25 protein-coding genes and 2 pseudogenes are annotated in these 23,056 nt (G+C 68.4%); 15 read left to right on the forward strand and 12 right to left on the reverse strand.

The genetic code is table 11. The annotated features are described in order from the left end of the window. Positions 1-437: 437 nt before the first annotated feature. The gene (locus ABFX50_RS43415) at positions 438-1,106 is read right to left on the reverse strand and encodes a TetR/AcrR family transcriptional regulator (RefSeq protein WP_346155117.1); all 669 of its coding nucleotides are present in this window, start codon (positions 1,104-1,106) and stop codon (positions 438-440) included. A gap of 68 nt (positions 1,107-1,174) precedes the next feature. On the opposite strand from ABFX50_RS43415, the gene ABFX50_RS43420 reads away from it, so the two are divergent. Beyond that, entirely contained in the window at positions 1,175-1,939 is a 765-nt protein-coding gene (locus ABFX50_RS43420) for an SDR family NAD(P)-dependent oxidoreductase (protein WP_346155118.1), read from the forward strand. Positions 1,940-2,171: 232 nt separating this feature from the next. Here the strand turns inward: ABFX50_RS43420 and ABFX50_RS43425 are convergent, their stop codons facing one another. Next, positions 2,172-2,327, reverse strand: coding sequence for a hypothetical protein (locus tag ABFX50_RS43425; protein ID WP_346155119.1), 156 nt, complete (start codon positions 2,325-2,327; stop codon positions 2,172-2,174). A 108-nt stretch (positions 2,328-2,435) separates the two neighbouring features. Here ABFX50_RS43425 and ABFX50_RS43430 point away from each other — a divergent pair, with 108 nt between their 5' ends. Further along, positions 2,436-2,699 carry a hypothetical protein gene (locus ABFX50_RS43430; protein ID WP_346155120.1) on the forward strand — a complete coding sequence of 88 codons (264 nt, stop codon included), beginning with the start codon at positions 2,436-2,438 and terminating at the stop codon, positions 2,697-2,699. Positions 2,700-2,796: 97 nt separating this feature from the next. On the opposite strand, the gene ABFX50_RS43435 is transcribed toward ABFX50_RS43430, so the two are convergent. Continuing rightward, positions 2,797-2,934, reverse strand: a complete 138-nt coding sequence (locus tag ABFX50_RS43435; RefSeq protein ID WP_346155121.1) for a hypothetical protein — start codon at positions 2,932-2,934, stop codon at positions 2,797-2,799. A gap of 817 nt (positions 2,935-3,751) precedes the next feature. Here ABFX50_RS43435 and ABFX50_RS43440 point away from each other — a divergent pair. Next, complete coding sequence (locus ABFX50_RS43440) at positions 3,752-4,072, forward strand: ATP-binding protein (protein WP_346155122.1); 321 nt, start codon at positions 3,752-3,754, stop codon at positions 4,070-4,072. An 85-nt stretch (positions 4,073-4,157) separates the two neighbouring features. Here the strand turns inward: ABFX50_RS43440 and ABFX50_RS43445 are convergent, their stop codons facing one another. Beyond that, positions 4,158-5,249, reverse strand: a complete 1,092-nt coding sequence (locus ABFX50_RS43445) for a LacI family DNA-binding transcriptional regulator (protein WP_346155123.1) — start codon at positions 5,247-5,249, stop codon at positions 4,158-4,160. A gap of 230 nt (positions 5,250-5,479) precedes the next feature. Here ABFX50_RS43445 and ABFX50_RS43450 point away from each other — a divergent pair, with 230 nt between their 5' ends. Genes ABFX50_RS43450 through ABFX50_RS43460 form a run of 3 tightly spaced genes read left to right on the forward strand, consistent with a single transcriptional unit; the run spans position 5,480 to position 8,755 of the window. Continuing rightward, positions 5,480-6,397 carry a carbohydrate ABC transporter permease gene (locus ABFX50_RS43450; protein ID WP_346155124.1) on the forward strand — a complete coding sequence of 306 codons (918 nt, stop codon included), beginning with the start codon at positions 5,480-5,482 and terminating at the stop codon, positions 6,395-6,397. 2 nt (positions 6,398-6,399) lie between these two features. Beyond that, entirely contained in the window at positions 6,400-7,350 is a 951-nt protein-coding gene (locus tag ABFX50_RS43455) for a carbohydrate ABC transporter permease (RefSeq protein WP_346155125.1), read from the forward strand. 55 nt (positions 7,351-7,405) lie between these two features. Further along, complete coding sequence (locus ABFX50_RS43460; protein ID WP_346155126.1) at positions 7,406-8,755, forward strand: ABC transporter substrate-binding protein; 1,350 nt, start codon at positions 7,406-7,408, stop codon at positions 8,753-8,755. A 322-nt stretch (positions 8,756-9,077) separates the two neighbouring features. Here the strand turns inward: ABFX50_RS43460 and ABFX50_RS43465 are convergent, their stop codons facing one another. After that, on the reverse strand, positions 9,078-9,320 hold the full coding sequence (locus tag ABFX50_RS43465) for a hypothetical protein (protein WP_183642147.1): 243 nt from the start codon (positions 9,318-9,320) through the stop codon (positions 9,078-9,080). Between the two features lie 726 nt (positions 9,321-10,046). Here ABFX50_RS43465 and ABFX50_RS43470 point away from each other — a divergent pair. Then, positions 10,047-10,721: a TetR/AcrR family transcriptional regulator gene (locus tag ABFX50_RS43470; protein ID WP_346155127.1), complete on the forward strand. Its 675-nt coding sequence runs from the start codon at positions 10,047-10,049 to the stop codon at positions 10,719-10,721. Positions 10,722-10,779: 58 nt separating this feature from the next. Beyond that, entirely contained in the window at positions 10,780-11,598 is an 819-nt protein-coding gene (locus ABFX50_RS43475; RefSeq protein ID WP_346155128.1) for an oxidoreductase, read from the forward strand. A 239-nt stretch (positions 11,599-11,837) separates the two neighbouring features. Here the strand turns inward: ABFX50_RS43475 and ABFX50_RS43480 are convergent. From ABFX50_RS43480 to ABFX50_RS43490, 3 genes and pseudogenes are all read right to left on the reverse strand, one after another. Then, positions 11,838-12,242 (reverse strand): annotated as a pseudogene (locus tag ABFX50_RS43480) (nucleotidyltransferase domain-containing protein); the annotation flags it as partial. A gap of 96 nt (positions 12,243-12,338) precedes the next feature. Then, positions 12,339-13,487 (reverse strand): sensor histidine kinase, encoded by a 1,149-nt coding sequence (locus tag ABFX50_RS43485; protein WP_346155129.1) that lies wholly within the window; start codon positions 13,485-13,487, stop codon positions 12,339-12,341. After that, positions 13,484-14,140, reverse strand: a complete 657-nt coding sequence (locus tag ABFX50_RS43490; protein WP_346155130.1) for a response regulator transcription factor — start codon at positions 14,138-14,140, stop codon at positions 13,484-13,486. The genes ABFX50_RS43485 and ABFX50_RS43490 overlap by 4 nt, the downstream gene beginning before the upstream one ends. Positions 14,141-14,252: 112 nt before the next feature. Between ABFX50_RS43490 and ABFX50_RS43495 the strand changes: the two genes are divergently transcribed. Beyond that, the gene (locus tag ABFX50_RS43495) at positions 14,253-15,539 is read left to right on the forward strand and encodes a tetratricopeptide repeat protein (protein WP_346155131.1); all 1,287 of its coding nucleotides are present in this window, start codon (positions 14,253-14,255) and stop codon (positions 15,537-15,539) included. 54 nt (positions 15,540-15,593) lie between these two features. Here ABFX50_RS43495 and ABFX50_RS43500 read toward each other — a convergent pair whose 3' ends face one another. Then, the gene (locus tag ABFX50_RS43500) at positions 15,594-15,773 is read right to left on the reverse strand and encodes a hypothetical protein (RefSeq protein ID WP_346155132.1); all 180 of its coding nucleotides are present in this window, start codon (positions 15,771-15,773) and stop codon (positions 15,594-15,596) included. Between the two features lie 35 nt (positions 15,774-15,808). Here ABFX50_RS43500 and ABFX50_RS43505 point away from each other — a divergent pair, with 35 nt between their 5' ends. Together ABFX50_RS43505 and ABFX50_RS43510 are read left to right on the forward strand one after the other, a co-directional pair. Continuing rightward, entirely contained in the window at positions 15,809-16,333 is a 525-nt protein-coding gene (locus tag ABFX50_RS43505; RefSeq protein ID WP_346155133.1) for a hypothetical protein, read from the forward strand. A gap of 278 nt (positions 16,334-16,611) precedes the next feature. Next, positions 16,612-17,040, forward strand: a complete 429-nt coding sequence (locus tag ABFX50_RS43510) for a YybH family protein (protein ID WP_183642129.1) — start codon at positions 16,612-16,614, stop codon at positions 17,038-17,040. Positions 17,041-17,204: 164 nt separating this feature from the next. Here ABFX50_RS43510 and folE read toward each other — a convergent pair whose 3' ends face one another. The 3 genes from folE to ABFX50_RS43525 form a co-directional block, all read right to left on the reverse strand. Continuing rightward, positions 17,205-17,858 (reverse strand): GTP cyclohydrolase I, encoded by a 654-nt coding sequence (folE, locus tag ABFX50_RS43515; RefSeq protein ID WP_346155134.1) that lies wholly within the window; start codon positions 17,856-17,858, stop codon positions 17,205-17,207. Position 17,859: 1 nt separating this feature from the next. Continuing rightward, positions 17,860-18,078, reverse strand: a complete 219-nt coding sequence (locus ABFX50_RS43520) for a hypothetical protein (protein ID WP_346155135.1) — start codon at positions 18,076-18,078, stop codon at positions 17,860-17,862. A 68-nt stretch (positions 18,079-18,146) separates the two neighbouring features. Beyond that, positions 18,147-18,689: a DUF2231 domain-containing protein gene (locus ABFX50_RS43525; protein WP_346155136.1), complete on the reverse strand. Its 543-nt coding sequence runs from the start codon at positions 18,687-18,689 to the stop codon at positions 18,147-18,149. A 124-nt stretch (positions 18,690-18,813) separates the two neighbouring features. On the opposite strand from ABFX50_RS43525, the gene ABFX50_RS43530 reads away from it, so the two are divergent. The 4 genes and pseudogenes from ABFX50_RS43530 to ABFX50_RS43545 all read left to right on the forward strand — a co-directional run. Further along, positions 18,814-19,680, forward strand: a complete 867-nt coding sequence (locus ABFX50_RS43530) for a helix-turn-helix transcriptional regulator (protein ID WP_346155137.1) — start codon at positions 18,814-18,816, stop codon at positions 19,678-19,680. A gap of 521 nt (positions 19,681-20,201) precedes the next feature. After that, complete coding sequence (locus tag ABFX50_RS43535; protein WP_428834728.1) at positions 20,202-20,933, forward strand: urease subunit gamma; 732 nt, start codon at positions 20,202-20,204, stop codon at positions 20,931-20,933. Beyond that, complete coding sequence (locus ABFX50_RS43540; protein ID WP_346155139.1) at positions 20,926-22,779, forward strand: urease subunit alpha; 1,854 nt, start codon at positions 20,926-20,928, stop codon at positions 22,777-22,779. The genes ABFX50_RS43535 and ABFX50_RS43540 overlap by 8 nt, the downstream gene beginning before the upstream one ends. A 48-nt stretch (positions 22,780-22,827) precedes the next feature. Next, positions 22,828-23,056, forward strand: a pseudogene (locus tag ABFX50_RS43545) (urease accessory protein UreF); the annotation flags it as partial.

A 23,056-nucleotide genomic window follows, 5' to 3' on the forward strand; every position in this document is an offset into this window, starting at 1 on the left:
GCCCACGACTCCTGGAGCCTCAGCCAGCGGCCAGCGCCTTCTACGCCTCCCTCGGCGTCGAAAGTCCGCGCGGCGGTCGAAGGAGTCCTCCGCCACAAGTGTCGCGGAGCTGGCCCACGACCTCCACGGGCTCGGAGGGGATGGCGGGCGCGTTCTGCGAGGCGTTGGATTTCTTGCCGGTGGCCGGGTCGAGCGGTGCACCGGCCCGGCTGGACCGACCAGAGACATCTCGACCGGGTCGCGTCCTGGGACAGCGCCATCCGCAGCGGTCCGAGCGATGCACCGGCCCGGCCGGACCGACCAGAGACATCTCGACCGGGTCGCATCCTGGGACAGCGCCACCCCGCAGTGTCGACGGCCGAGCCAGCCCAGGTGGCGTACGTTGACGGCTGTTCATCGGCTGCCCCGGCTCGCACCTACGAGACGGGGAATCGTCTTCAGCGCTCTGCGCGCCCGATGGACTCCGAGGTGGCGGTGCCGGTGGCAGGCTTGACGGTGTCCTCGCCGAAGGCGGCAGCGAGCGCCTTCGCGATCACGTCGGCCAACTCGGTCCGTCCGTCGTCCTCGGCCCAGCGCACCAATGCCGTGTGCAGGGCGGCCAGACAGGCACTGGCCGCCACCTGGGCATGGAAAGCCGCGTCGGGATCCCGGGCATCGTCCCCGAGGGCGTCGACGATCGCCTGCTGAAGGGCGTAGTGGTTGTCCAGGTGCTTGGCCCGCAAGGCCGGCGTCGAGATCATGAGCCGGAGGCGGGCCAGCAGGAACTGCTTGCCCGCCGTCAGATCGTCTCCGTGGCTTGCACCGGTCAACGTCGCGGCCGAGTCGATGAGCGCGTTGCCGATGCGACGGACCAGCGGCTGCGCGGCGGACGATGCGACGATCCGCTCGGCGACGAGCCTGCCGTGCTGGTCGACGAGCACCATGTCCTCCTTTGTCGGAAAGTGCCGATACACCGTCATCGGCGACACGCCCGCGGCTTCGGCGACGTCGGTCACGGTCGTGTTGTCGTATCCGCGCTCGGTGAACAGCCGTACCGCGTGCGCCTGGATCTTGCGCTGCGTCTCAGTTCGCCGTTGCGCGCGCAGTGTTGAGTGCTGGTCGGCCATGTGGTAGACACTACCATCGTGGTAGCAACTACCAAATCGGTAGTGACTAACAGATTGAGATGGTTAGCATGAGTGATCTGACCGGCAGGACAGCTCTCGTGACCGGAGCATCGCGCGGCATCGGGCAGGCGATCGCAGCCCGGCTGGCGGCGAAGGGGGCGAAGGTCATCGTGCACTTCGGCACGGACAAGGACGGCGCCACGGCGACAGTCGACGCGATCGAACGCGCCGGTGGAGCTGCATTCGCCGTCGGGGCAGAGCTGGGTGTGGATGACGACGTCGAGAATCTCTTCGCGGGAGTCGAGGCCGGCCTGGCCGGGCAGCCGCTCGACATCCTCGTCAACAACGCGGCGGCCGTGCCCGCCGGTCCGCTCGGAGCCACGACGCGGGAGGAGTTCGACCATCTGTTCGCGGTGAACGTGCGAGCGCCGTACTTCATCATCCAGCGAGCGCTGCCACTGCTCCGCGACGGCGGGCGCATCGTCACGATCTCGTCCGTGGCGACCCGGATGGCCAATCCCGCCCAGACATCCTTCGCCATGACGAAGGGAGCGGTCGAGACGATGAGCATGACCCTGGCCAACCAGCTCGGAGTACGAGGAATCACGGTGAACGCCGTCGCGCCCGGCGCCACCCGCACCGCGACCAACGGATCGGTCTTCGAAGCGCCGGGCCTGGCCGAACACATCGCCGGATCGACGGCGCTCGATCGCCTCGGCGGGCCCGACGACATCGCCGACGTGGTCGCCTTCCTCGCCTCCGACGCTGCGCGCTGGATCACCGGTCAGGTCATCGACGCGAGCGGCGGCCTGTTCCTCGGACCGCGCGCCTGATCGCAGGTCGTCGACGAGAACTCACTACTCGGCCGCGCCCCTCCCGCGCCCCGGACCGCCGGCCACACGCCTGCACCACCGCCTTACACCGCGTTTGATCGCCACAATGTCCCATCCCTCGCGCACGCCGGCACGCGAGAGAGGCCCATGCGGGAGGTCTCGTCGCCGTCACGCACCTCCGGAAGCCGGGCGCGAGCCGTCCCCGGTGCGGCACGTGCCGTGCGCCCCACGATCATCTTTTCAGCCGCGCCGGTTGTTTACGACGTACCTCTACACCGTCTGGCGGAACGCTGGTGAGAAAGCGGCCCGAAGGCGCGAGGGAGAGGTTGTGCAGATCTAAAGCGGCTGCTTCTTCCTTATCTGCCAGATCACCCACCCGCTCAATCAAGACGACACCATGCCCCCCACAAACCCTTCCTCCCGCGGATTGACGAGACGCATACAGGGAGAGATTTCCTGACGAACCAGGCGAAACACAACAACTCGGGAGGTATACATGGCGTGGGAATCTGGCTTCTACTATCTAGCCGCCGGACAGTCGTGGCCGTACTGGGTGTCGTGGGGCGACACCGACCAGGGTCTCCAGTACATCGTGCCCGACCCGCGCGGCGGCGGAGTACTGAGAACGCACACCGAAGACTACGGCATCCAGAAGGTCGCACAATTCGGCGGTAGCCCGAAAATCTCCTACTGGGTGACGGTCAAAAACCACAGCACTGTGGGCTCGTACTTCGCCCTCCGCGGCAACCGAGTCGGCTAGGAAGGCAGAAATGAAGCAAGAGCAGCGAACGTCCAAAATGCTCGTTGTGGCTGACGAGTCGGGACGCATTATCAGCGCAGCATTTCCAGGCGTCCAGTCAGACGGCGCGCCGACCGAGACCGGACTGATCCTGGCAGGCGTCCAGGTCGCCCATGAGGTAGAAGTACCCGAGGAGCTGAAGGGGGATGACCGTCCGGACCTTTCCGTTTACCGTCTTCGGCTCGACGGTGACCATGCCACTCTCGAGAGGACATCGGGCGCCTGAGATCTGGGCGGTCCATCACCTCGGTGCCGTCACCGAACCGGCACGAAGCTCAACCCTCTAACGCGGATCTTTGCCATCAGTCCCCCGGCAGACGCAGCCCGACGCTCCACCCGGTTAAGGCCGAAAGCGTCGGGCTGCATGCGCAGGACAGACCCCGCGCCTTGCGGCTACTCAGGCGGGGTGCACGTGGCACCGCCCCACCGCCGGTGTGCGCGAACGTTCTCGTGCTCACTGAGGACGACATTCCCAGCATCGGCCTTGAGAAAATCGGTAATCTGACCAGTGTCCGACCGCCGCGAGCCAAGGCTGCCGGCAGGGAAGCCTGTGTCCGCAGGCGAGACTCAAGTATGGGAGCCGTTCGGCACGCTCGGCCGGGTTCTGTGGATCGGCGGGGGACAGTGGGCCGGCAAGTCCACCGTGGCCCGGCTGGTGGCCCGGCGATACGGACTGACCGCCTATCACTACGACTACCACGACGCCCGTGGCCACAACGATCGTCGGATCGCTCGCCATGTCCGGCTCGGTCAGTCTCCTGATGACCCGGACCCCGATGTGACCTGGGTGAACACCACCCCGCAGGAAATGGCCGCCGAAACGCTGGCAGGCTTTCCCGTCCGGTTCGAATGGGCACTGGACGACCTGCGCGCTCTGGTCGCCGGACGCCCCATCATCGCCGAAGGCTGGGGGTTGCGCCCCCAGCTGGTCGTACCCGTCACCGGCTCGCCCCGGCAGATGGTCGTCATGGTGCCCACCGAAGAATTCCGCGACCGGCAACGACGCGCGCCGCATGGCCGCATGGCGACTCGATTCCGACCGCATGGTCATCGAGTTGCTGGTCAGCGAGCTGGTCACCAACGCGCTGCAACACACAGCGGGGACCGTCCGGCTCGCTCTGCGCTTCGAGGACGATCTGCTCCGCTGCGAGGTCGAGGACACGGACGCCGGCACGGCCTCCCTCCGGCCCGGCCGCGCCCGCGAATACGACGAGACAGGGCGCGGGCTCTATCTGGTCGAACAGCTGGCCTGCTGCTGGGGCAGCGCCCGCACCGCGCGCGGCAAGGCCGTCTGGTTCGAACTGTCCGTGCGTCCCGCTCATGCGGCTGCGTAGCCGCACCCGTTCCGGCACCTCTGGCGCGTCGATCCGGGCCTCTCGACCGTGTCTGCCGGTCCTCGGAACCGGATCAGTCGCCTCGTCACCGCGGCGGGGTGGCCGTGCTGCGTCGGACCACCAGTCGGGTCGGGACGAGATCGGTGCCGGGCTCGGAGCCGCAGCCTTCGCGGATCTGGCGCAGCACCCGTTGCACGCATCTCCTGCCCACCTCCGCGAAGTCCTGGTGGACGGTGGTCAGAGGCGGGACGAAGTAGGCGGCGTCGGGGATGTCGTCGAAGCCCACCACGCTGATCTCGTCGGGGATCGCCCGTCCGCGTTCATGGAAGGCGCGCAGCAGGCCGAGGGCCGTCTGGTCGTTGGCGGCGAACACCGCGGTGCAGTCTGGTTCGTCGGCGAGCCGGAGACCTGCGCTGTATCCGGACTCGGCCGACCAGTCCCCATGCAGGGGCGGAGGGACGGGCCGGCCCGCCGCTTCGAGCGCGTCGCGCCAGGCCTGGGCGCGGCGCTGGCCCGCGTAGGAGGTCCGCGGCCCCGTCACGTGCCAGACGGTCCTGTGCCCCAGATCGAGCAGGTGGTGGACGGCCCGGCGCGCCCCGTCGGCCTGGTCGGTGTCGACGACGGGGTAGCGCTCGCCCGCGTCGGAGTCCACCACGACGACGTGCACTCCGGGCGGCAGGGTGACGGTCCCCGCGTCGAGCAGGTGGATCTCCATGATGACGATGACCGCGTCGACGGCCAGCTCGCCCATGCGGGTGAAGGCCCCCAGGACGTTGTCCTGGGTCGGCACGTCGATCGGGATCAGCGTGATGGCGTAACCCTCGGTCGCGGCGTGAGCGGCGATCGCCTCCACCGTACGGCTGTTGCCGGTCGACGCCAGGCTGAAGAGGATGACCCCGATGGTGTTGAACCGGCCGTACCGCAGCGCGCGGGCGGCGCTGTTGGGCCGGTAGCCCAGCTCACGCATCGCCGCGAGCACCTGCTCGCGGGTGGATCCGATCACGCCAGGGTGACCGTTCGAGACCCGGGAGACCGTCTGCGCCGAGACACCCGCCAGCTTGGCGACGTCAGCCATGGAGACGCGCTGCTTACGGCGGCCGCCGGGGATGCCCGACCCTCCACGTTGGACCCCGCCCGCAGGCGCCGTGCCCGGCTGCTCCCGACCGACCCGATCCATTGCTCTCCTCGACGTCCGCTTCGGCATCGTCACACGTGGGGCCGCGCGACGAGCTTGTTACCTGGGGGAAACCCTTGACGCACTGTGTGGCCGATGCCACGATACCGCAATAAGTTTACGTAAACATCACACCTGGTGATGTTCTGTAACTCTGCGAAACCATCTTTCTTCGACGTCAGGGCAAGATCGATGTTTACGTAAACACACGCACTTCGAAGGGAGGAGGAAAGGTGGTCGCAACGCCGCAGGCGAGCACGCCGGCTGCCTGGAAGGCGGCGCCCCGGGGGTCGCGCTCGTGGACGGGCTGGCGGTTCGTCGGACCTTTCATGGCGGTGTTCGCGCTCGTCTTCCTGGCCCCGATCGCGTACTCGATCTACCTGAGCCTGTTTCGCACCCAGCTGATCGGCGGAACGGTCTTCGTCGGCCTCGACAACTACCTCAAGGCGCTGGGCGATCCGCAGTTGTGGGCGGCTTTCGGCCGGGTGGCGCTCTTCCTGGTCGTCCAGGTGCCGATCATGTTGTTCCTGTCACTGCTGATGGCCCTGGCCATCGACAGCGGCCGGCTGTACGGGACGAGCTTCTTCCGCATCTCGGTCTTTCTGCCCTATGCCGTGCCTGCGGTGGTCGCGACCCTGATGTGGGGCTTCATGTACGGGACCCAGTTCGGCCTCATCGCCGACGTCAACGAGGTGCTCGGCCTCTCGCTTCCGGACCCGCTGTCGCCCGAACTGGTCCTCGCCTCGATCGGCAACATCGTGACCTGGGAGTTCGTCGGCTACAACATGCTGATCTTCTACTCGGCGCTGCGGGTGGTCAATCCGTCCCTCTACGAGGCCGCCGAGATGGACGGCGCGGGCCAGCTCCGCATCGTCTGGGCGATCAAACTGCCCGCCCTGCGCGGGGCACTGATGATCGCCACGATCTTCTCGATCATCGGCAGCTTCCAGCTCTTCAACGAGCCCAGCATCCTCAAGAGCCTGGCGCCGAACGCGATCACGACCTCCTTCACACCGAACCTCTACGCCTACTCGCTGTCCTTCGCCGGCCAGCAGTTCAACTATTCGGCGACCGTCGCCATCGTCATGGGCCTGATCACGATGATCGTCGCCTACGTCGTCCAGCTTCGCGGCGCGCGGAAGGGACTGTGAGCATGACCGCCACCACCCCGGCAACCGCCCGCGAGCCTCGCACTCCCGCTCGCGCGGGCTCCTCGGCAGGCCCGCTGGTGATCCGGCGCGGCCGCCGGCGCCCGCCACGGCGCAATCGCCGCAGCGTCACGCTGACCGTCATGAGCGCGATCATGCTGGTGTACACGCTGCTCCCCCTCGTCTGGCTGGCGATCAACGCCACCAAGACGCAACAGGGGCTGCTCCGCTCGTTCGGCCTGTGGTTCGACGCGGACTTCGCCCTGTTCCGCAATCTCGCCGACACCTTCACCTACGACGACGGCGTCTTCACCCGCTGGCTGCTCAACACCCTGCTCTATGTGGTCGTCGGCGCTGGCGGCGCGACGCTGCTCGCGACGGTCGCCGGCTACGGCCTGGCCAAGTTCGACTTCCCCGGCAAGAAGGCGGTGTTCGCGATCGTCATCGGGGCGGTCGCGGTGCCCGGCACCGCGCTGGCCGTCCCGACGTTCCTGATGTTCTCCACCATGGGACTGACGAACACCCCGTGGGCGATCATCATCCCGTCGCTGATCTCGCCGTTCGGCCTCTACCTCATGTGGACGTACGCCACCGACGCCGTGCCCGACGAGATCCTCGAGTCGGCGCGCGTGGACGGGGCTCGCGAGTTCCAGACGTTCTTCCGCATCAGCCTGCCGCTGCTGGCGCCCGGCGTCGTCACAGTGCTGCTGTTCACCGTCGTCGCGACCTGGAACAACTACTTCCTGCCGCTGATCATGCTGAAGGACCCGGCCTGGTATCCGCTCAGGCTGGGCCTCGACAGCTGGAACGACCAGGCGTCCACCGCCGGCGGAGAGGCGATCTTCAACCTCGTGATCACCGGCTCGTTGCTCACCATCCTTCCGCTGATCGCCGCGTTCCTGCTGCTCCAGCGGTACTGGCAGTCGGGCCTGGCGGCCGGAAGCGTCAAGGAGTGACGCGACGCCGGGCCGTACTGCCGATCGGTTCCAGGAACACCCAGGAGAGAGACACATGAACACACCCCGTCGCCACGCCCTCCTGCTGGGGGCCGCACTGGCGGTATCGCTGGTCGCCACCGCCTGCGGCTCCTCCGGCCAGGGTGGCAGCGAGGCCGCCGCCACCCAGAGCGCGGCCATGTCCGACGCCGACCTCCAGGCCGCGCTGGACGCCGGTGGCACCATCACGGTCATGGCCTGGGAGCCGACGCTGAAGCAGGTGGTCAGCGGCTTCCAGGCCAAGTACCCCAAAGTGAAGGTCAATCTGGTCAACGCCGGCACCCACATCGACCAGTACACCGCGCTGCAGAACGCGATCAAGGCCGGATCGGGTGTCCCCGACGTCGCCCAGATCGAGTACTACGCCCTGCCGCAGTTCGCGCTCAGCAAGTCGGTGGCCGACCTGAGGGCCTTCGGCGCCGACAAGCTCGACGGCACCTTCACCCCCGGCCCGTGGAACTCCGTCCGATCCGGCAACGGCGTCCACGGCCTGCCGATGGACTCCGGCCCCATGGCCCTGTTCTACAACAAGGAGGTCTTCGACAAGCACAAGATCGCCGTGCCGGCCACCTGGGAGGAGTACATCGCCGCGGCAAGGAAGCTGCACGCCGCCGACCCCAAGGCCTACATCACCAACGACACCGGCGACGCCGGCTTCACCACCAGCATGATCTGGCAGGCCGGCGGCAAGCCGTACCAGGTCGACGGTACCAAGGTCCGTGTCGACTTCACCGACCCCGGCACGCGGAAGTTCACCACCGCCTGGCAGCAGCTCGTCAGCGAGAAGCTCGTCGCGCCGATCACCGCCTGGAGCGACGCCTGGTACAAGGGACTCGGCGACGGCTCCATCGCCACCCTCATCATCGGCGCCTGGATGCCGGCCAACCTCGAATCCGGCGTCAAGGCCGGTTCCGGCAAGTGGCGGGTCGCCCCCATGCCGCAGTGGGAAGCCGGCGGCGCGGCCAGCGCGGAGAACGGCGGCAGCTCGCTCGTGATCCCCGAGGCCAGCACCAACAAGGCGCTCGCCTACGCCTTCATCAAGTACGCCAACGTCGACGAGGGCGTGCAGACCCGCGTGGACGGCGGCGCGTTCCCCGCCACCTCCGCGCACCTCGAGGCCCCCGCCTTCCAGGACAAGAAGTTCCCGTACTTCGGCGGGCAGGAGGTCAACCAGGTCCTCGCCCGGTCGGCCGACCAGGTCGTCGACGGCTGGTCGTACCTGCCCTACCAGGTCTACGCCAACAGCGTCTTCAACGACACGGTCGGCAAGGCGTACGTGGGCGGCACCACTCTTCAGGACGGCCTGAAGGCATGGCAGGACGCCTCCATCACCTACGCCAAGGACCAGGGCTTCAGCGTCCAGTGAACGGTCGCGGCCGGGTCCTGCCAACTGTTCGCCGGTGGCAGGACCCGTGACCCGCGCCCGGGCCGCACTGTCAGCCGGCCCCATGTCGCCCACGGCCCGGCTGCGCCGATCTGGGCGGATGACAACATCTGGGCCAAGGTCGGGTCTTCCGGTCGGTGCGCCGACCTGGGCACGACCCCGCGGGCGTTCGCGCCCGTCGCAGGGACGCGCCGTCGTCGCGCCGCGCCGGACCCCGTCTCCACCAAACCGGGGCCCGCCGGCTTGCAACCGGTGCTGTCGCAGTGCCTCGCCTTCAGCGGGGTGCGCGCTCCGACCTCCCGTTCTAGCGCCCGGCTTCCTGCCCTTCGAGCGCGTCCATGACCAGGGCTCCTTCGCGTGCCGCCTCGCCCGGCGAGAGTTCACTCAAGGCGTGCCGCAGAGTGACCTCGGCGGCGTCGATGGCCGCCCTGGCAGTGATCACGTGCGTGTGCGCGCGGTCAAGATGACCGAGCCCAATACAGTCGAAAGCGACCTGCGCGTCGTGCAGGGCGAGCTGCAGCTGCCGGGTGGATTCATCGAGACCCATCGCATGTCCTCCTGATTTATGGACGAAGTGTGACACGTAGCCCCACCGCCTGCTCATTTATTATGAGGCGGCAGTTCGGTTTTCTGAGGGTGATTCGACGGGAGACAAAAGCGTCCTATCGGAACGCTACTTTCGTGAATGTAATAGCTGGCTTTTCAGGCTGATACGGCTAAAGGGCCGCCAAAAACCTCGAGCCGCCTGTGGCTCGGCCGCCACCCGTACCCACAATCGCCCGCATAAGCTGATTCGTGCCTGCCCGTGTGCAGCTCGCTAGGACGCATGCCCCTGGCGCTACCCCTTCCCACGGCAGGTATGCCAAGCGAGCCCCGACGTTCGGCAACTCCGCCCTCGTCCCGGCGCGAAAACGCGGGCAGGCCCAGCCCGACCTCACCTTCATCACGCTCTCCCTGTGCGGCGTTCCCTGCACGCTCGGGAAGGACGAGGCCGCCCGAGTTGAAGTCGCGTCACCTCCTCTACCTGAGACTTCCGCGGTCACAGATGCCGTCTCCTGCCGGCTGACCTGGCGGCTGTTCCTGCCAGCGTGTTCGGATGCGACCCACACAGCCGATGCGCGCACCGCCGAGCAGGTCGCATCGCGCCGCGCCCGGGGCGCCATCCCCGCCACCGAGCATCATCGCCCCATGTGGCAGATGGACGCTTCAGCCCCACACCCCGGACATGCTCATCTCATTTGACAACTTGGCGAAATATGTCAATCTGACAACCGTGAGCACCCCAGACCACGTACGCGAACGGACGATCCTCGATGCGACGGCGGAGCTGCTGCTACGGATCGGCTACAACAAGCTGACGATGGGGGACGTGGCCGACGCCGTGTCCCTCCACCGCGGGCTGGTGTACCTGGTCTTCAAGAGCAAGGACGAGCTGGTCGAGGCGGTGGTGCACGACGAGCTGAGCCGCTACGCCGACGCCTGGCGCGAGCACCTGGAGGCCGACCCCCGTGCCGGCGATGTGGCGAGCGTCTACCGGGCCATGATGGGGGCCCTGAAGACGCTGCCGCTGGCGGCCGCCATCGTCGCCCGAGCCGAGGACGTCTTCGGCAAGTACCTGCGCAAGCGAGGGAGCGTCTTCGAGCGGCTGCCGGAGATCAGCGGGAGCGGTGACTTCCTGCGTGCGATGCGGGAGGCGGGGGCCGTCCATCGCGACGTCGACGTGCGGGCGGTGGCCTACATCCTCGACGCCCTGACGCCGGCCATCCGGCGCGCGTTCCAGGAACCGGCCAGCGGTGACGTCCCGTCCTCGGCCGCGGTGCTGGCGGTGCTGGAGGAGATGATCGAATGCGCCGTGCCCCCTGCCGAAGGCGCCGATCTCGCCGCGGGCAAGGCGATCCTCCTCAACCTGCTCACGGGTGCCAGATCCGCGTTCAACGAAGCGAGATAGAGATCTTCCCGCACTCGGCGGGGATCCCCTCGCCGCGCACCGATATGGAGGTTCGATCATGAAGGTAGTCCTCGTCACCGGGGCGTCGTCCGGGATCGGCAAGGCCACCGCGCTGGAGCTGCTGCGCGCCGGGCACATCGTGTACGGCGCGGCCCGCCGTACCGGACACATGGCGCCGATCCGGGCGGCCGGCGGGCGGGTCCTCCCACTCGACATGCGCCAACCAGAGGATCTGGAGCGCGTCATCGACACCATCGTGGCCGAGCAGGGCCGGATCGACGTCCTGATCAACAACGCGGGCACCGTGCTGCACGGTGCCGCCGAGGACGTCCCCCTGAACATGGCCCGCGACCAGTTCGAGGTCAACGTCTTCGCCCCGGCCAGGCTGGTCCAGCTGGCCCTGCCGTACATGCGCGAGAAGGGGTCGGGCACGATCGTCAACGTTTCGTCCATCGGCGGCGAGATCGCGCTGCCGCTCGGCTGCTGGTACTACGCGACCAAGCACGCGCTGGAGGCCTACTCCGACACGCTGCGCCTGGAAGTCCAGCCGTTCGGCATCGACGTGGTGATCATCCAGCCCGGCATCATCAGGACCGAGTTCGAGGACCGCACCGCGCAGGACCTGCGGGAGATCTCCGGCGGCACCGCCTACGGCGCGATGGCCGAGGCGATGGCGCGCAAGAGCGAGACGCAACTCGGCGCGGACAGTCCGGCTTCGGATCCCGGCGTCGTGGCCGCGGTCATCCGAGAGGCCGTCGAGGCAGGCAGGCCGGAGTCTCGCTACGCCGTCGGCTACATGGCCGACAAGCTGCTGGAGCTCAACCGGACCCTGCCTGACCGCGAGTGGGACAAGCTCGCCATGACTGCCACAAGCTGAAACGCAGGCGGTGGGCTGTCGCCGCGCTGGCCGCTGACTTCGCCACCTCCACCGGCGTGTTCATCGCCGCGCGTGCGGTGCGCGGCGCGGGCCACGCACCTACAACCTCATCGACGGAATCTTCCCTCGTTGACCAGAGGGGGACGGGGCATCCCGTCCCCCTGAGGTCATCGTGGTGCGACGGCTTCGAACAGCTTGCCCGCCTCCGCTATCGCCTGGCCGAGGGAGTCAGGCTCCGGTTGATTGACGGCAAGCTCGGCGACCAGCAGGTAGCAGGGGATGCCCGCCAGATGGAACATCAGCGGCTCCCAGCGGAAGCGGCCCTCCTGGGCCTCGGCGAGTTCGTGGTCGATGACGTCGAGGTCGCGGTAGTGGACGTCGACCTGCCGGTCGTCGATCGTGAACCACGCTCCCCCGTTGAAGACGCCTCCGCCCCAACCGCCGATGTCGGAGACCTCGCCCTCCCAGCCGAGGGCGCGCAGGTCGGCCGGGTCGAAGCCGCCCCGGTAGTAGACGGCCAGGTCCCAGTCGCTGTCAGGAGTGTGCGTGCCCTGGGCGCGTGAGCCGCCGAGAGTGACGGCCCGCACGCCGGGCAGGGCCGCGAGCCGATCGGCGACAGGATCGAGAAACATGTCGTCGGTCATGAGAGATCCGATCATCTGAACTGGACGGGCGCTGTGGCACACCGAGCGGACGCCGGAGCGAAGGCTCGAACGGCGTCAGGAGGATCGATGCGTGTGTCATCGCCTCATGGAGTTGATCTTATCGCAGGCCGGGAAGCGGAGGGTGACGGCCAGGCCGCCGGTCGGACGGGCGACGATGGAGATCGTCCCGTGATGCGCGGCGACGATGCCGCGCACGATGGACAGGCCGAGACCGAGGCCCGTGCGGACGCCCTCGCCGCGCACGAACGGCTCCAGGAGAGCTTCCGCCGTGCTGGACGTGATGGGCGGTCCGGTGTTGGCGATGCAGGCGAACGGCAGACCGCCCGTGACACCGGTGGTCACCTCGACACAGCCTCCGGCGTGGTTGTAGCGGACCGCGTTGTCGATCAGGTTGCCGACCATGCGTTCAAGCAGGACGAGCTCACCCGTGATCCGGGCGGGCCGTAGATCGCGCCGTACGGCGAGGTCGCGGGCCGTCGTCTCGCCGGCGACACCGGCGAGGATGCCGCTCACGAGGTCGGCAAGGTCCACGTCGTGCTGCCTGATCGGGCCTGCCTGGCTGCGGGCCAGCGTCAGCAGCCCGTCGAGGATGCGCCTGCTCTGGTCCACGGCGGCGCTGATGTCGCCGGTCATGGCGAGCAGTTCCGGCGTGCCTGGCTGATCGTCGAGGGTGACGTCGATGGCGGTGCGCATGGTGGTCAGCGGTGTGCGGAGCTCGTGGGCGGCGTTGGCTGTGAACATCCGCTGGCTTTCCAGCGCCCGGTCTCGCTCGGCAAGGCCCGTCTGGATGCGGTCGAGCATGCCGTTGATGGTGTGGGCCAGGGTGGCGAGCTCGTCGGCGGGGCTGGTGACCGGCACCCGCTCGGAGAGGTTCTCGGCCGACAGGCGCTGCGCGGTGGCCGAGATGGCGCGGATCGGCCGCAGCACCCGCCCGGCGACCAGCCATCCGAGCGCGGCGGCCAGTCCTGTCACCACCGCGAGCGAGATCAGCGCCTGGGTCAGGAACTCCGAGTAGGCGGCCGCCTCCAACTGCCCGGCGAGCTGCCAGAGCTGCCGCTCCGCCGTCGAGGCCTGGTCGGGGACGGTGGAGGTGCCGATGAGGTTGAGCGACAACCTGCGCCCCAGGTTGCGCCGCATCAGGAGATAGGTCAGACAGGTCAGGATGATTCCGGCGGCCAGCACCAGAGCGGTGTAGAGAGCGGCGAGCCGGCCGCGTGCGGTCATGCCCGGATCCGGTATCCGGCGGAGGTCAGGGTCTCGATGAGCGGCGGTTCGCCGAGTTTGCGGCGCAGCGTGCCGACGGTGATCCTGACCGCGTTGGTGAACGGGTCGGCATGCTCGTCCCACACCTTGTCCAGCAGTCGCTCGGCGCTGACGACGTCGCCGCCGGCGGTCAGCAGCTGTTCGAGCACGCCGAACTCCTTCGGGGTCAGGGCCAGCAGCCGGCCTGCGCGCTCGGCGGTGCGGCGCGCGGGGTCGAGGACGACGTCGGCGGCGCGCAGCACCGGCGGGCGGGCGGGGGCGCTGCGCCGGATCAGCGCGCCGACGCGGGCGATCAGCTCGGAGAAGGCGAACGGCTTGCCGAGATAGTCGTCGGCGCCCAGGGTGAGCCCGTCGACGCGGTCGGAGACCTCGCAGGAGGCGGTCAGCATGAGGATGCGCGCCCTGCCCTGCTCGGCCAGGTGCCGGCACACGGCGTCGCCGTGCACCACGGGCAGGTCCCGGTCGAGCACGACGACGTCGTACGGTGTGACCTCGCACTTGTCCAGGGCCGCCCGCCCGTCGAAGGCGAGGTCGACGGCGAAGCCGTGCTTGCGCAGCCCAGCCGCGATGTACTTGGCCAGGGGCTGCTCATCCTCAACCAGCAGGACCCGCATTCCGTCAGTATCCCTTCCCCACCATATGGATCTTGTATGGCCCGGCGATCGCTTCCCGATCCACATCGGCCCGTAGAAAGGGCGATCACCGGAGACAGCCAAGGAGTGTGCGGTGAAGAACATCGACAGGCGTGGGTTTCTGCAAGGGGCCGGGCTGACGCTCGCGGCTCTACCAACATGGGGATCAGGGCTGAACGGCGCCGCTGCGGCAGGATCCAGCGCGGACCAGCTCTTCAAGGCGGGACGGTTCGACAGCGCCGACCGGGCTTACGCGCGCCTGCTGCGTGAGGATCCGGACGATGTCCACGCCATCGCGCAGCGGGGATACATCGCCTTGCTGGCCAACCGGTTCGGCAGCGCTGAGAGGTTCCTCGCCAGGGCGGTCAGCCTGGCCCCGGGCGACATCGCCGCGAAGCAACGGCTCGCGGAGTGTTACGTGCGCCAGGATCGTCATCCCCGTGCCATCCCTCTGCTGAGGCAGACCGGCAGGCCGAACGACGAGGCGTTCGCCAAGCTGTACTCGCACCTGGGCGGCGCACCCTGGCAGGTGCACGGCTCCCAGAGCACGCGGATACCCATGACAGGCCTGGAGCCCCTGCCCACCGTCGAGGCTTCGATCAACGGCGGAAGCCCCAAGCGGTTCCTCCTCGACACCTACGGGACCCTCGGCGTGTCGAAGGAGGTGGCGGAGGAGGCTGGCCTTCGTGCGGTCGCCACGACGACGGGACAGGTCGGCGACACCCCCATCACCGGATATCTGGGTGTCCTGCCCTCGTTCCGGTTGGGGGACGTCGAACTGCGCAACGTCCCTGTCGGCTGGGGGGACGGCGCCGGCCCGTCGATGCCGCCGTTGCCGGACGGCTCACAACCGGCGGGGGTGATCGGGACGACGACGTTCTACCACTTCCTGACCACCATGGACTACGCGGGCAAGGCCCTGGTGCTGCGCCGCAGGACCGAGGCGCAGTTCAGGAGGTTCCGGGAGGGGGTCGCGCGCTCCCGGTTCGACAAGCTGCCCCTGTGGCTGGCCGGCGACCACTTCCCCTGCACCCTGGGCAGCCTGCGCGACTACGGGCCACGGATCGTCACCGTCGACACGGGCGGCCTGAACCAGGGGTTCAACACCACGATCGAGATCGCCGAGCGGGCGGGCATCGAGGTGGACTACGACCAGCCGCAGTTCCCGCCGGGCAGCGGACGCTATCCGATCACCGCCGACAGGATCAGCCTCGGCAGCGCGGTCGGGCGCGACGTCCGTGGCTGGGCCGGACCGGGCGGCCCCGGTCCAGGACAGTCCGAGCGGTTCGGGTTCGACGCCATCGCGAACGTCAGCCACCTGTTCTTCAAGCCGTTCGCCATCACCTTCGACTACGCGCGCATGCACCTCTACATAGCGTGAAGCGCCTCGACAGGCCTGGCACGCACGGCTTTCGCGGTTCCTGATCGCCTGCTCTCACACCACCGGAACCCAGACCGTGAACTGGTACTTCCAGCGGTGGGAGGAAGCCGGCGTCACCGAGATGCTGCTGACCGAATTGCGCATCTCGGCCCGCCGGCAGGCCGGCTCGCGGCGGACCGCCCAACGCCCGACAGAGATGATCACCATCGCAAGCACCCGGAGGTGATCCGTCACGGAACGCTCAGTATGAGTCGGCCGTCCAACCGATCATGGACCTGCGACACCTGAAACGCTCGCCCGCTCTGGTGTGCGCCCTGGCAGCGCCGCTGCTGTACGCCGGAGTGACCCTGATCGCGCTCCAGTCGGCCATCCACACGGGGCTCACTGCATGGCACGAGCCCTGGATCGACCTGCTGCCAAGCCGGATGGACCACGCGATCGAGTGGGCGCTGGCGATGACGCTCGGCATCACTCTCACCCTCGCCATCGCTGCGGCCGTACTCGCCTCGCTGGGTGGTTCGCTGAAGGGCCGCAGCGGCCTCGTGCCGTGCGCGGCCGCCAGCATGGTCTACCTGTTCACTTTCGCCCTGGCCGTACTCTGCACTTACGCGTTCATGCTGTATCCCAGTGGCGATTTCGATCTCGGGAATCTTTTCCCAGATTGGTACTTTCCTGCGCTGATCGTCATCGCCGTCGTGACCCTCACCGCGCTGACCTTCTGGCTGTCCGCCGCGGTCAGGGAGGCCTGGGCCTCCCGATCGTCAACGCCGCGGCCACGGCTGCCGCACGCGTGACATGCCCCGCCCCCCGAACATGTCCGCAGCGTGCCAGCCGGCTCCGCGGGCTGATGCGACTCCTTGAAGTGGCGCGGACTCCACCCCCTCAAGCCGACCTTCGCCGAGATCGCCGCCGGTTCGGACGTCGGCGCTCAAGACCGGACGCGCCGCCTGGTCCAGCACCAACGCCGGCGAAGCCGTCCTGGCACCTCATATTCCAGGGAGCTGCGTCGTCGGACTCTGTGAAACCACAGAGACCGTCGCCAGGCGGTCAGCCTTCTTGAACGGAGAAAGCGATGACTTCGAACGATTCCGACGTCAGGGCGCTCTTGGAGAGCCGAGTCGATGTCAGCCAGGCAAAGGACATCGATCGGCTCATGTCGCATTATTCTTCCGACATCGTTTATTACGATGCTGTAGCCCCTCTCCAGTTTGTGGGAGCCGAAGAAGTTCGCCGCAACTTTGTGCGGTGGTTCGATGGATACGACGGCCCGATCAGCCTGGAAACGCGCGACCTGACCATTGCGACGAGTGGAGACGTCGCGTTCGCGCACATGCTTCACCTGGACTCCGGAAAGCGCACGAACGGTCTTCAGAGCGCGATCTGGGTACGTTCGACCGTCTGCTGCCAGCGGTCAGGCGGCAAGTGGTTGATCACGCACGAACACATCTCACTGCCGATCAACCCGGAGAACCTGCAAGCCTGGTTCCCTCCGGACATGTGAGCCGAGCCGAGAAAGGTACCTTCTACCTGGCAGGAGGAGGACAGCCGGCGTTGCCGCCCGCGGACGATTCTCGGCTCCGAGGTGATCCCGATCCGAGGGCGGCGTCTCCGGCTCCATGCGCGCCACCGCGGCGTCCGCCAGGTCGATCTCCGACGACGCCTCCGTCAGCGGGGCGGGCCGGCCAAGGCAAGGAACTCGCTGCGGGATCGGGCGTCGGTGCGCAGGACTCCCAGCAGGGTCGAGGTCGTGGTGGTGGTGCCGATGGCTTGGACGCCGCGCAAGGTCATGCAGGTGTGCTCGGCCTGGATCACGACGCCGACGCCCTGGGGATCCAGCTGCGCATGGAGCCAGTCGGCCACCTGTTTGGTGAGGCGCTCTTGTACCTGCGGGCGGCAGGCGAAGTGCTCCAGGACGCGGGCGAGTTTCGACAGGCCCAGGATCCGGCGTCCGGGGAGGTAGCCGATATGGGCGGTCCCGACGAACGGCAGGAGATGGTGTTCGCAGACGGATCGCAGCGGGATGTTGCGGGCGAGGACCAGTTCGTCGTATCCCTCGTCGTTGGGGAAGGTGGTCAGCGCGAACGGCCGGGGACTGAACAGTTCGGCGTAGGCTCGCGCCATCCGGCCGGGGGTGCCGCGCGTGCTCTCGGACTCGGTGCTGATGCCGAGAGCGCGTAGGAACTGTCCGGCGGCGAGCTCGGCGGCCACCAGGTCCGTCTCCGTGGAGTCATGGACGACGTGCAGTCCTGCGTGTGCCGATTTCGGCGCGTGGGGGGTGTCGGTGGCGATATGGGCAGCGGCGGGAGGGTTCTGAGTCATGTCAGCCACCGAGGCCGAGCGCGGTGAGCAGGACCAGGACCACGGTCCCGACGGCGGCCAGGCCGTGCCCCGCGACCACCGGCACGGGGAAGTGCCGTTCAGCCGGTACGGGCAGACGGCTGGCACCGCCTCGGGCGCCGCCGCGTGCGATCCAGATGCCGAGCATGGAGAAACCGCCGAGAGCGGTGATCACCCAGGTGATCGGTGCGGCGATGTCCATAGGAGAACTCCCCTTGGTGTGGGCGGAAGGCCGGGTGCGGATGCTCCCGACGGCGGCGACGGTCGTGATCAGCCGGTGCGGCCGGGCCGCCGCTGGACAGAGACGAAGCCCTCGGCCTGCGTCGCCTCGTCCGAGACACGCACGCCGTAGTGGTAGGCGAGTTTGCCGCCCAGATATCCCGAGACGCCGAGCACGGCCAGGCTCACGGCGCCGAGGGCGAGCTGGCCCATGCCGACGCTGCCGGACGGTTCCCCTCCGGCCTGGCGCCACAGGAAGTTGCCCGCGTAGGCGACGGTCACCAGCAGGTTCAGCGTCATGTGAACGAGGGCGACGCGGAAGGCGCGGGTGCCGGTGGGGATGGCCAGCAGATCCAGCACGCCCACCAGCGCAGCGGCCAGGGCGCCGATCACCCCCACGGCGATCAACCACCTGGCTCCCCGGGCCAGGAAGTCCGGGTCGTCCACGAGATGGGAGGCGATGTCGAAGACGAGACTGGCTACCCATGCCCCGATCGGCACGGTGACCAGGATGGGATGGAACGGGTGTCCGTAAGGGCCGGCGAGCATGGCGCTGACCGGCCGTTTGGCCTGCTGCTGGAGATCCCTGGTCATGGTGCGCCCTCCTGAGAGTTTCACCAACCAGTATTGGACTTATTCGGAGATGGGTCAAGCCGAGCTGCTGAAACACGAGGCCGATGGGAGTTACGACGTTCTGGATTAGCGGTACTCTTGAGGTATGAGCCCCGACCCGAGTCCGCCTTCGCCTCAGCCCCGACCCTCCGCCGCGGCGAGCGTCGACGCGATCCTGGTTCTCGGAGATGATCTGCGCCGGAGGTTGTACGGCTTCGTACGGCGTGCCCGCCGACCTGTGACCCGGGAGGAGGCGGCCGGCGACGCCGGGATCTCGGCCAAACTGGCCGCCTTCCATCTGGACAAGCTCGTCGCCGGCGGGCTGCTGCGTTCCCGCTATGACAGCCCGGGCGGCGTACGCAAGGTCGGCCGCAAGCCCAAGGTCTACGAGCCGGCCGACACCGACATCCGCATCAGCATCCCCGAGCGCCACCACGACGTCCTCGCGGAGATCCTCATCGACGCGGTCCTCACCGAGCAACCTGGTGAGGACGCGCGCTCCGCCGCGCTGCGCACGGCCCGCCACCGGGGCGAGGAACTGGGAGCACAAACGCGCGCCCACGCCCGTCCCGGCCGCCTGGGACCCGAACGTTCCCTCACGCTCAGCGAGACCATGCTGGAGCAGCACGGCTTCGAGCCGCACCGCCACGCCCCGACCGAGCTGCGGCTGCTCAACTGCCCCTTCCACCCCCTCGCGGCCCGATCCCCCGAGCTGGTGTGCGGGATCAACCACGCCTTCGTCGCGGGTTTCCTCACCGGACTTCAGGCTGCCGGCATCAATGCGGTCCTGGCTCCCCGCCCTGGCCGATGCTGCGTCGAGCTGCGCGCCGCATCCGGCGGTCACGACGCCGCCGATCCCGCCACCGACTCGGCCGGCAGTTGCGCGAAGGAGCACGACACCCCGCCTATGGACGACCTTGGCAGCACGCCGGACGTGTCGCCCTCGCGCGGCAGGCGAGGAAGGAACTCATGAGCGAGAACCTGGATCGGCCGGCGCCAGGGGCGTAGTGGTCCTGCTCGACCCGTGTGAGCAGGAGCGGCTCGCCGGCGGCGGCCCGCAGCCGCCGGCGTCGACGTGCGGGCCCGCCACTCGAGGTGTACGCGTCCGGACATCGCCCCGCCTTCCACGCTCGTGAGGTCGGTGAGTGGCGGGCCAGCGGGCGGCGTCGCCTTGGTTCGACTGATGGAGAGGACATCGGCGCTGGGTGAGCCGGAGGAGGACGAGCAGGCGCGGCAGCCGGACATGGCGAGCCGGGCCTGGGCGAGTCCACAGGGGCCGGTGTGACAGGTATGCAAACTCTCTGACAGTGGTGACTGACACCTCACTGACACGCTATGTCACACACAGTGTTCATCGAGTTACGTTCGGCTGGCTGCGGAGTGTTGACCTGACCGGGCCGGGCGCCTTGCGGGTCACCACGGTGAACAGCCGCTCCTGCGGGCGCGAAAGGCGAGGGCGCCGGCTCGCGCCTGGAGTGAGCGGGCGGTCGCCGCATGGCTGAGGCCGCACAGGCGTCGGCAACAGTGTCGGCACCATCGGTGGGCCCGGGAGAGTCCGGGGCGAAGCGAAGGCGAGGTGGCGGGGTGCACCTGACTCCGCACGAACAGGAACGTCTGATGATTCATGTGGCTGCGGACGTGGCCCGGAAGCGGAAGGAACGGGGGGTTCTGCTCAACTACCCGGAGGCGGTCGCGCTGCTGGCCGCCTACGTTCTCGAAGGAGCCCGGGAGGGCAGATCCGTCGCCGATCTCATGGGCACCCCCGACCCGACGGTGCTCAGCCGCGATGACGTCATGGACGGCGTCCCTGAGATGATCTCCGACATCCAGATCGAGGCCACCTTCCCCGACGGCACCAAGCTGGTCACCCTCCGCAATCCCCTCGCGGAGACGGACGGCGAACCGCTGGATCATCCAGGAAAGATCGACCATCCCCAGAACGCCGAACCCGTGGCCTTCAACGTCGGCCGTGACATCACGACCGTGTGCGTCACCAACGACGACGACCGTCCCATCCAGGTCGGCTCGCACTACCACTTCTACGAGGCCAACTCCGGCCTGAAGTTCGAACGCGCCGACGCCTACGGCAAGCGGCTGAACATCCCCGCCGGCAGCTCCGTGCGGTTCGAACCCGGCTGCCCGCTGGAAGTGGAGCTGGTACCCATCGAGGGCAGGCGCATCGTGGCGGGCCTGCGCGGCGAGGTCGGAGGGCGCCTCGATGCCTGAGCCGTCGCCCCAGAGGCATGCCAGGCATCAGCCGCTGACCCGCGTCGAGTACGCCGACCGGTTCGGCCCGACGGTCGGGGACCGTATCCGCCTGGCCGACACCGACCTGCGGATCGAGGTCACCGAGGACTGGTCCGGCGGTCCGGGACGCAGCGGGAACGAGGTCGTCTTCGGCGGCGGCAAGGTGATCCGTGAGTCGATGGGCCAGTCCTGCGCGCCGCGCGACGCCAAGAGGTTCGGCGCCCCCAAGCCGCCTGACACCGTCATCACCGGTGCCGTCATCCTGGACCACTGGGGTGTGGTCAAGGCCGATGTCGCCATCCGCGACGGCCGAATCGTCGCGCTGGGCAAGGCCTACAACGACGAGACCATGGGCCGGCTGCACGACGGGCACGCCACGGCCACGGACTTCCTGATCGGTCCGGAGACCGAGGTCATCGCGGGCAACGGCAAGATCCTCACGGCGGGCGGAGTCGACACCCACGTGCACTTCATCTGCCCCGAGCAGATCGGCGAGGCGCTGGCCGCCGGCGTCACCACCCTGATCGGCGGTGGCACGGGGCCCGCGGAGGGCAGCACCGCCACCACCGTCACGCCCGGCTCCTGGCACGTCGGCAGGATGTTCGAGGCTCTGGACGCCTTCCCTGTCAACATCGGACTGCTCGGCAAGGGCAGCACCATGTCCACCGAGTCCCTGCGCAACCAGGTGAAGGCGGGCATCCTCGGCTTCAAGATCCACGAGGACTGGGGCGCCACCCCGGCCGTGCTGCGCCGGTGCCTGGAGGTGTGCCAGGAGACCGGCGTCCAACTCGCCCTGCACGCCGACTCGCTGAACGAGGCCGGCGCCGTCGCCGACACCATCGAGGCCATCGGCGACCACCCGATCCACGTCTTCCACGTCGAGGGCGCCGGCGGCGGCCATGCCCCCGACATGATCACCATGGTGAGCCTGCCGAACGTGCTGCCCGCCTCCACCAACCCCACCCGGCCCTTCACCGTCAACACGGTCAAGGAGCACATCGACATGGTGATGGTCTGCCACCACCTCAACCCCGAGTTGCCGGAGGATCGGGCCTTCGCCGAGTCGCGGATCCGGCCCTCCACGATGGCCGCCGAGGACATCCTGCACGACCTCGGCGCCATCTCGATCATGTCGTCGGACGCCCAGGCGATGGGCCGCATCGGCGAGATGATCATGCGAACGTGGCAGACCGCGCACGTGATGAAGGCCCGGCGCGGTCCCCTGCCAGGCGACAAGGAAGGCGGCAAGGCCGGTGACAAGGGCTCCGACAACCATCGCGCCCGCCGCTACGTCGCCAAATACACCATCAACCCGGCCATCGCGCACGGCATCGACCACGAGGTCGGCTCGGTCGAGGTGGGCAAGCTCGCGGACCTGGTGCTGTGGGAGCCGAAGTTCTTCGGCGTCAAGACGCACCGGGTCATCAAGGGCGGCCAGATCGCCTACGCGCAGGTCGGCGACGCCAACGCCTCCATCACCACCCCACAGCCGGTCCTGCCCCGCGCAGTGTGGGGCTCGACCGGCCAGGCTCCTGCGGCCAACTCCGTCAACTTCGTCACCGCGGACGCTCTCAAGGCGGGCCTGCTCGCCGAGCTCAGGGTGACCAAAGAATTCAGGCCGATCCGCGACACCCGCAAGGTCTTCAAGGCTGACATGCGGGAGAACGACGCCCGCCCCGATGTCCGCGTCGATCCCGACACCTTCGAGGTGGAGATCGGCGGAGCGAAGGCCAAGGACGTGGCCACGGACATCGACGGCGTGGACGTCCAGTGGAACCACTTCGCCGAAGAGCTGCCCATGGCGCAGCGGTACTTCCTGTTCTGACCGATGCCCGGCGCCCGCGCCGTCAACGAGAAGTGAGAGCCACGCCCGATGACCCGTGCCGCACTGCTCCTCCTGGCCGACGGCCGCTTCCCCGCCGGCGGGCACGCCCATTCCGGGGGGGCCGAAGCGGCCGTCACGGCCGGACGCGTCCGCGACGCGGCGGGCCTGGAGGAGTTCTGCCGCGGCCGGCTGCACACCAGCGCCCTGGTCGCGGCGGGGCCGGCCGCGGCGGCCGCCACCCGGTACGACCCGCTCCTGCTGGATCAGGCCGCGGACG

The organism is Nonomuraea recticatena, assembly GCF_039533245.1.
GTDB classification, from domain to species: Bacteria; Actinomycetota; Actinomycetes; order Streptosporangiales; family Streptosporangiaceae; genus Nonomuraea; species Nonomuraea roseola.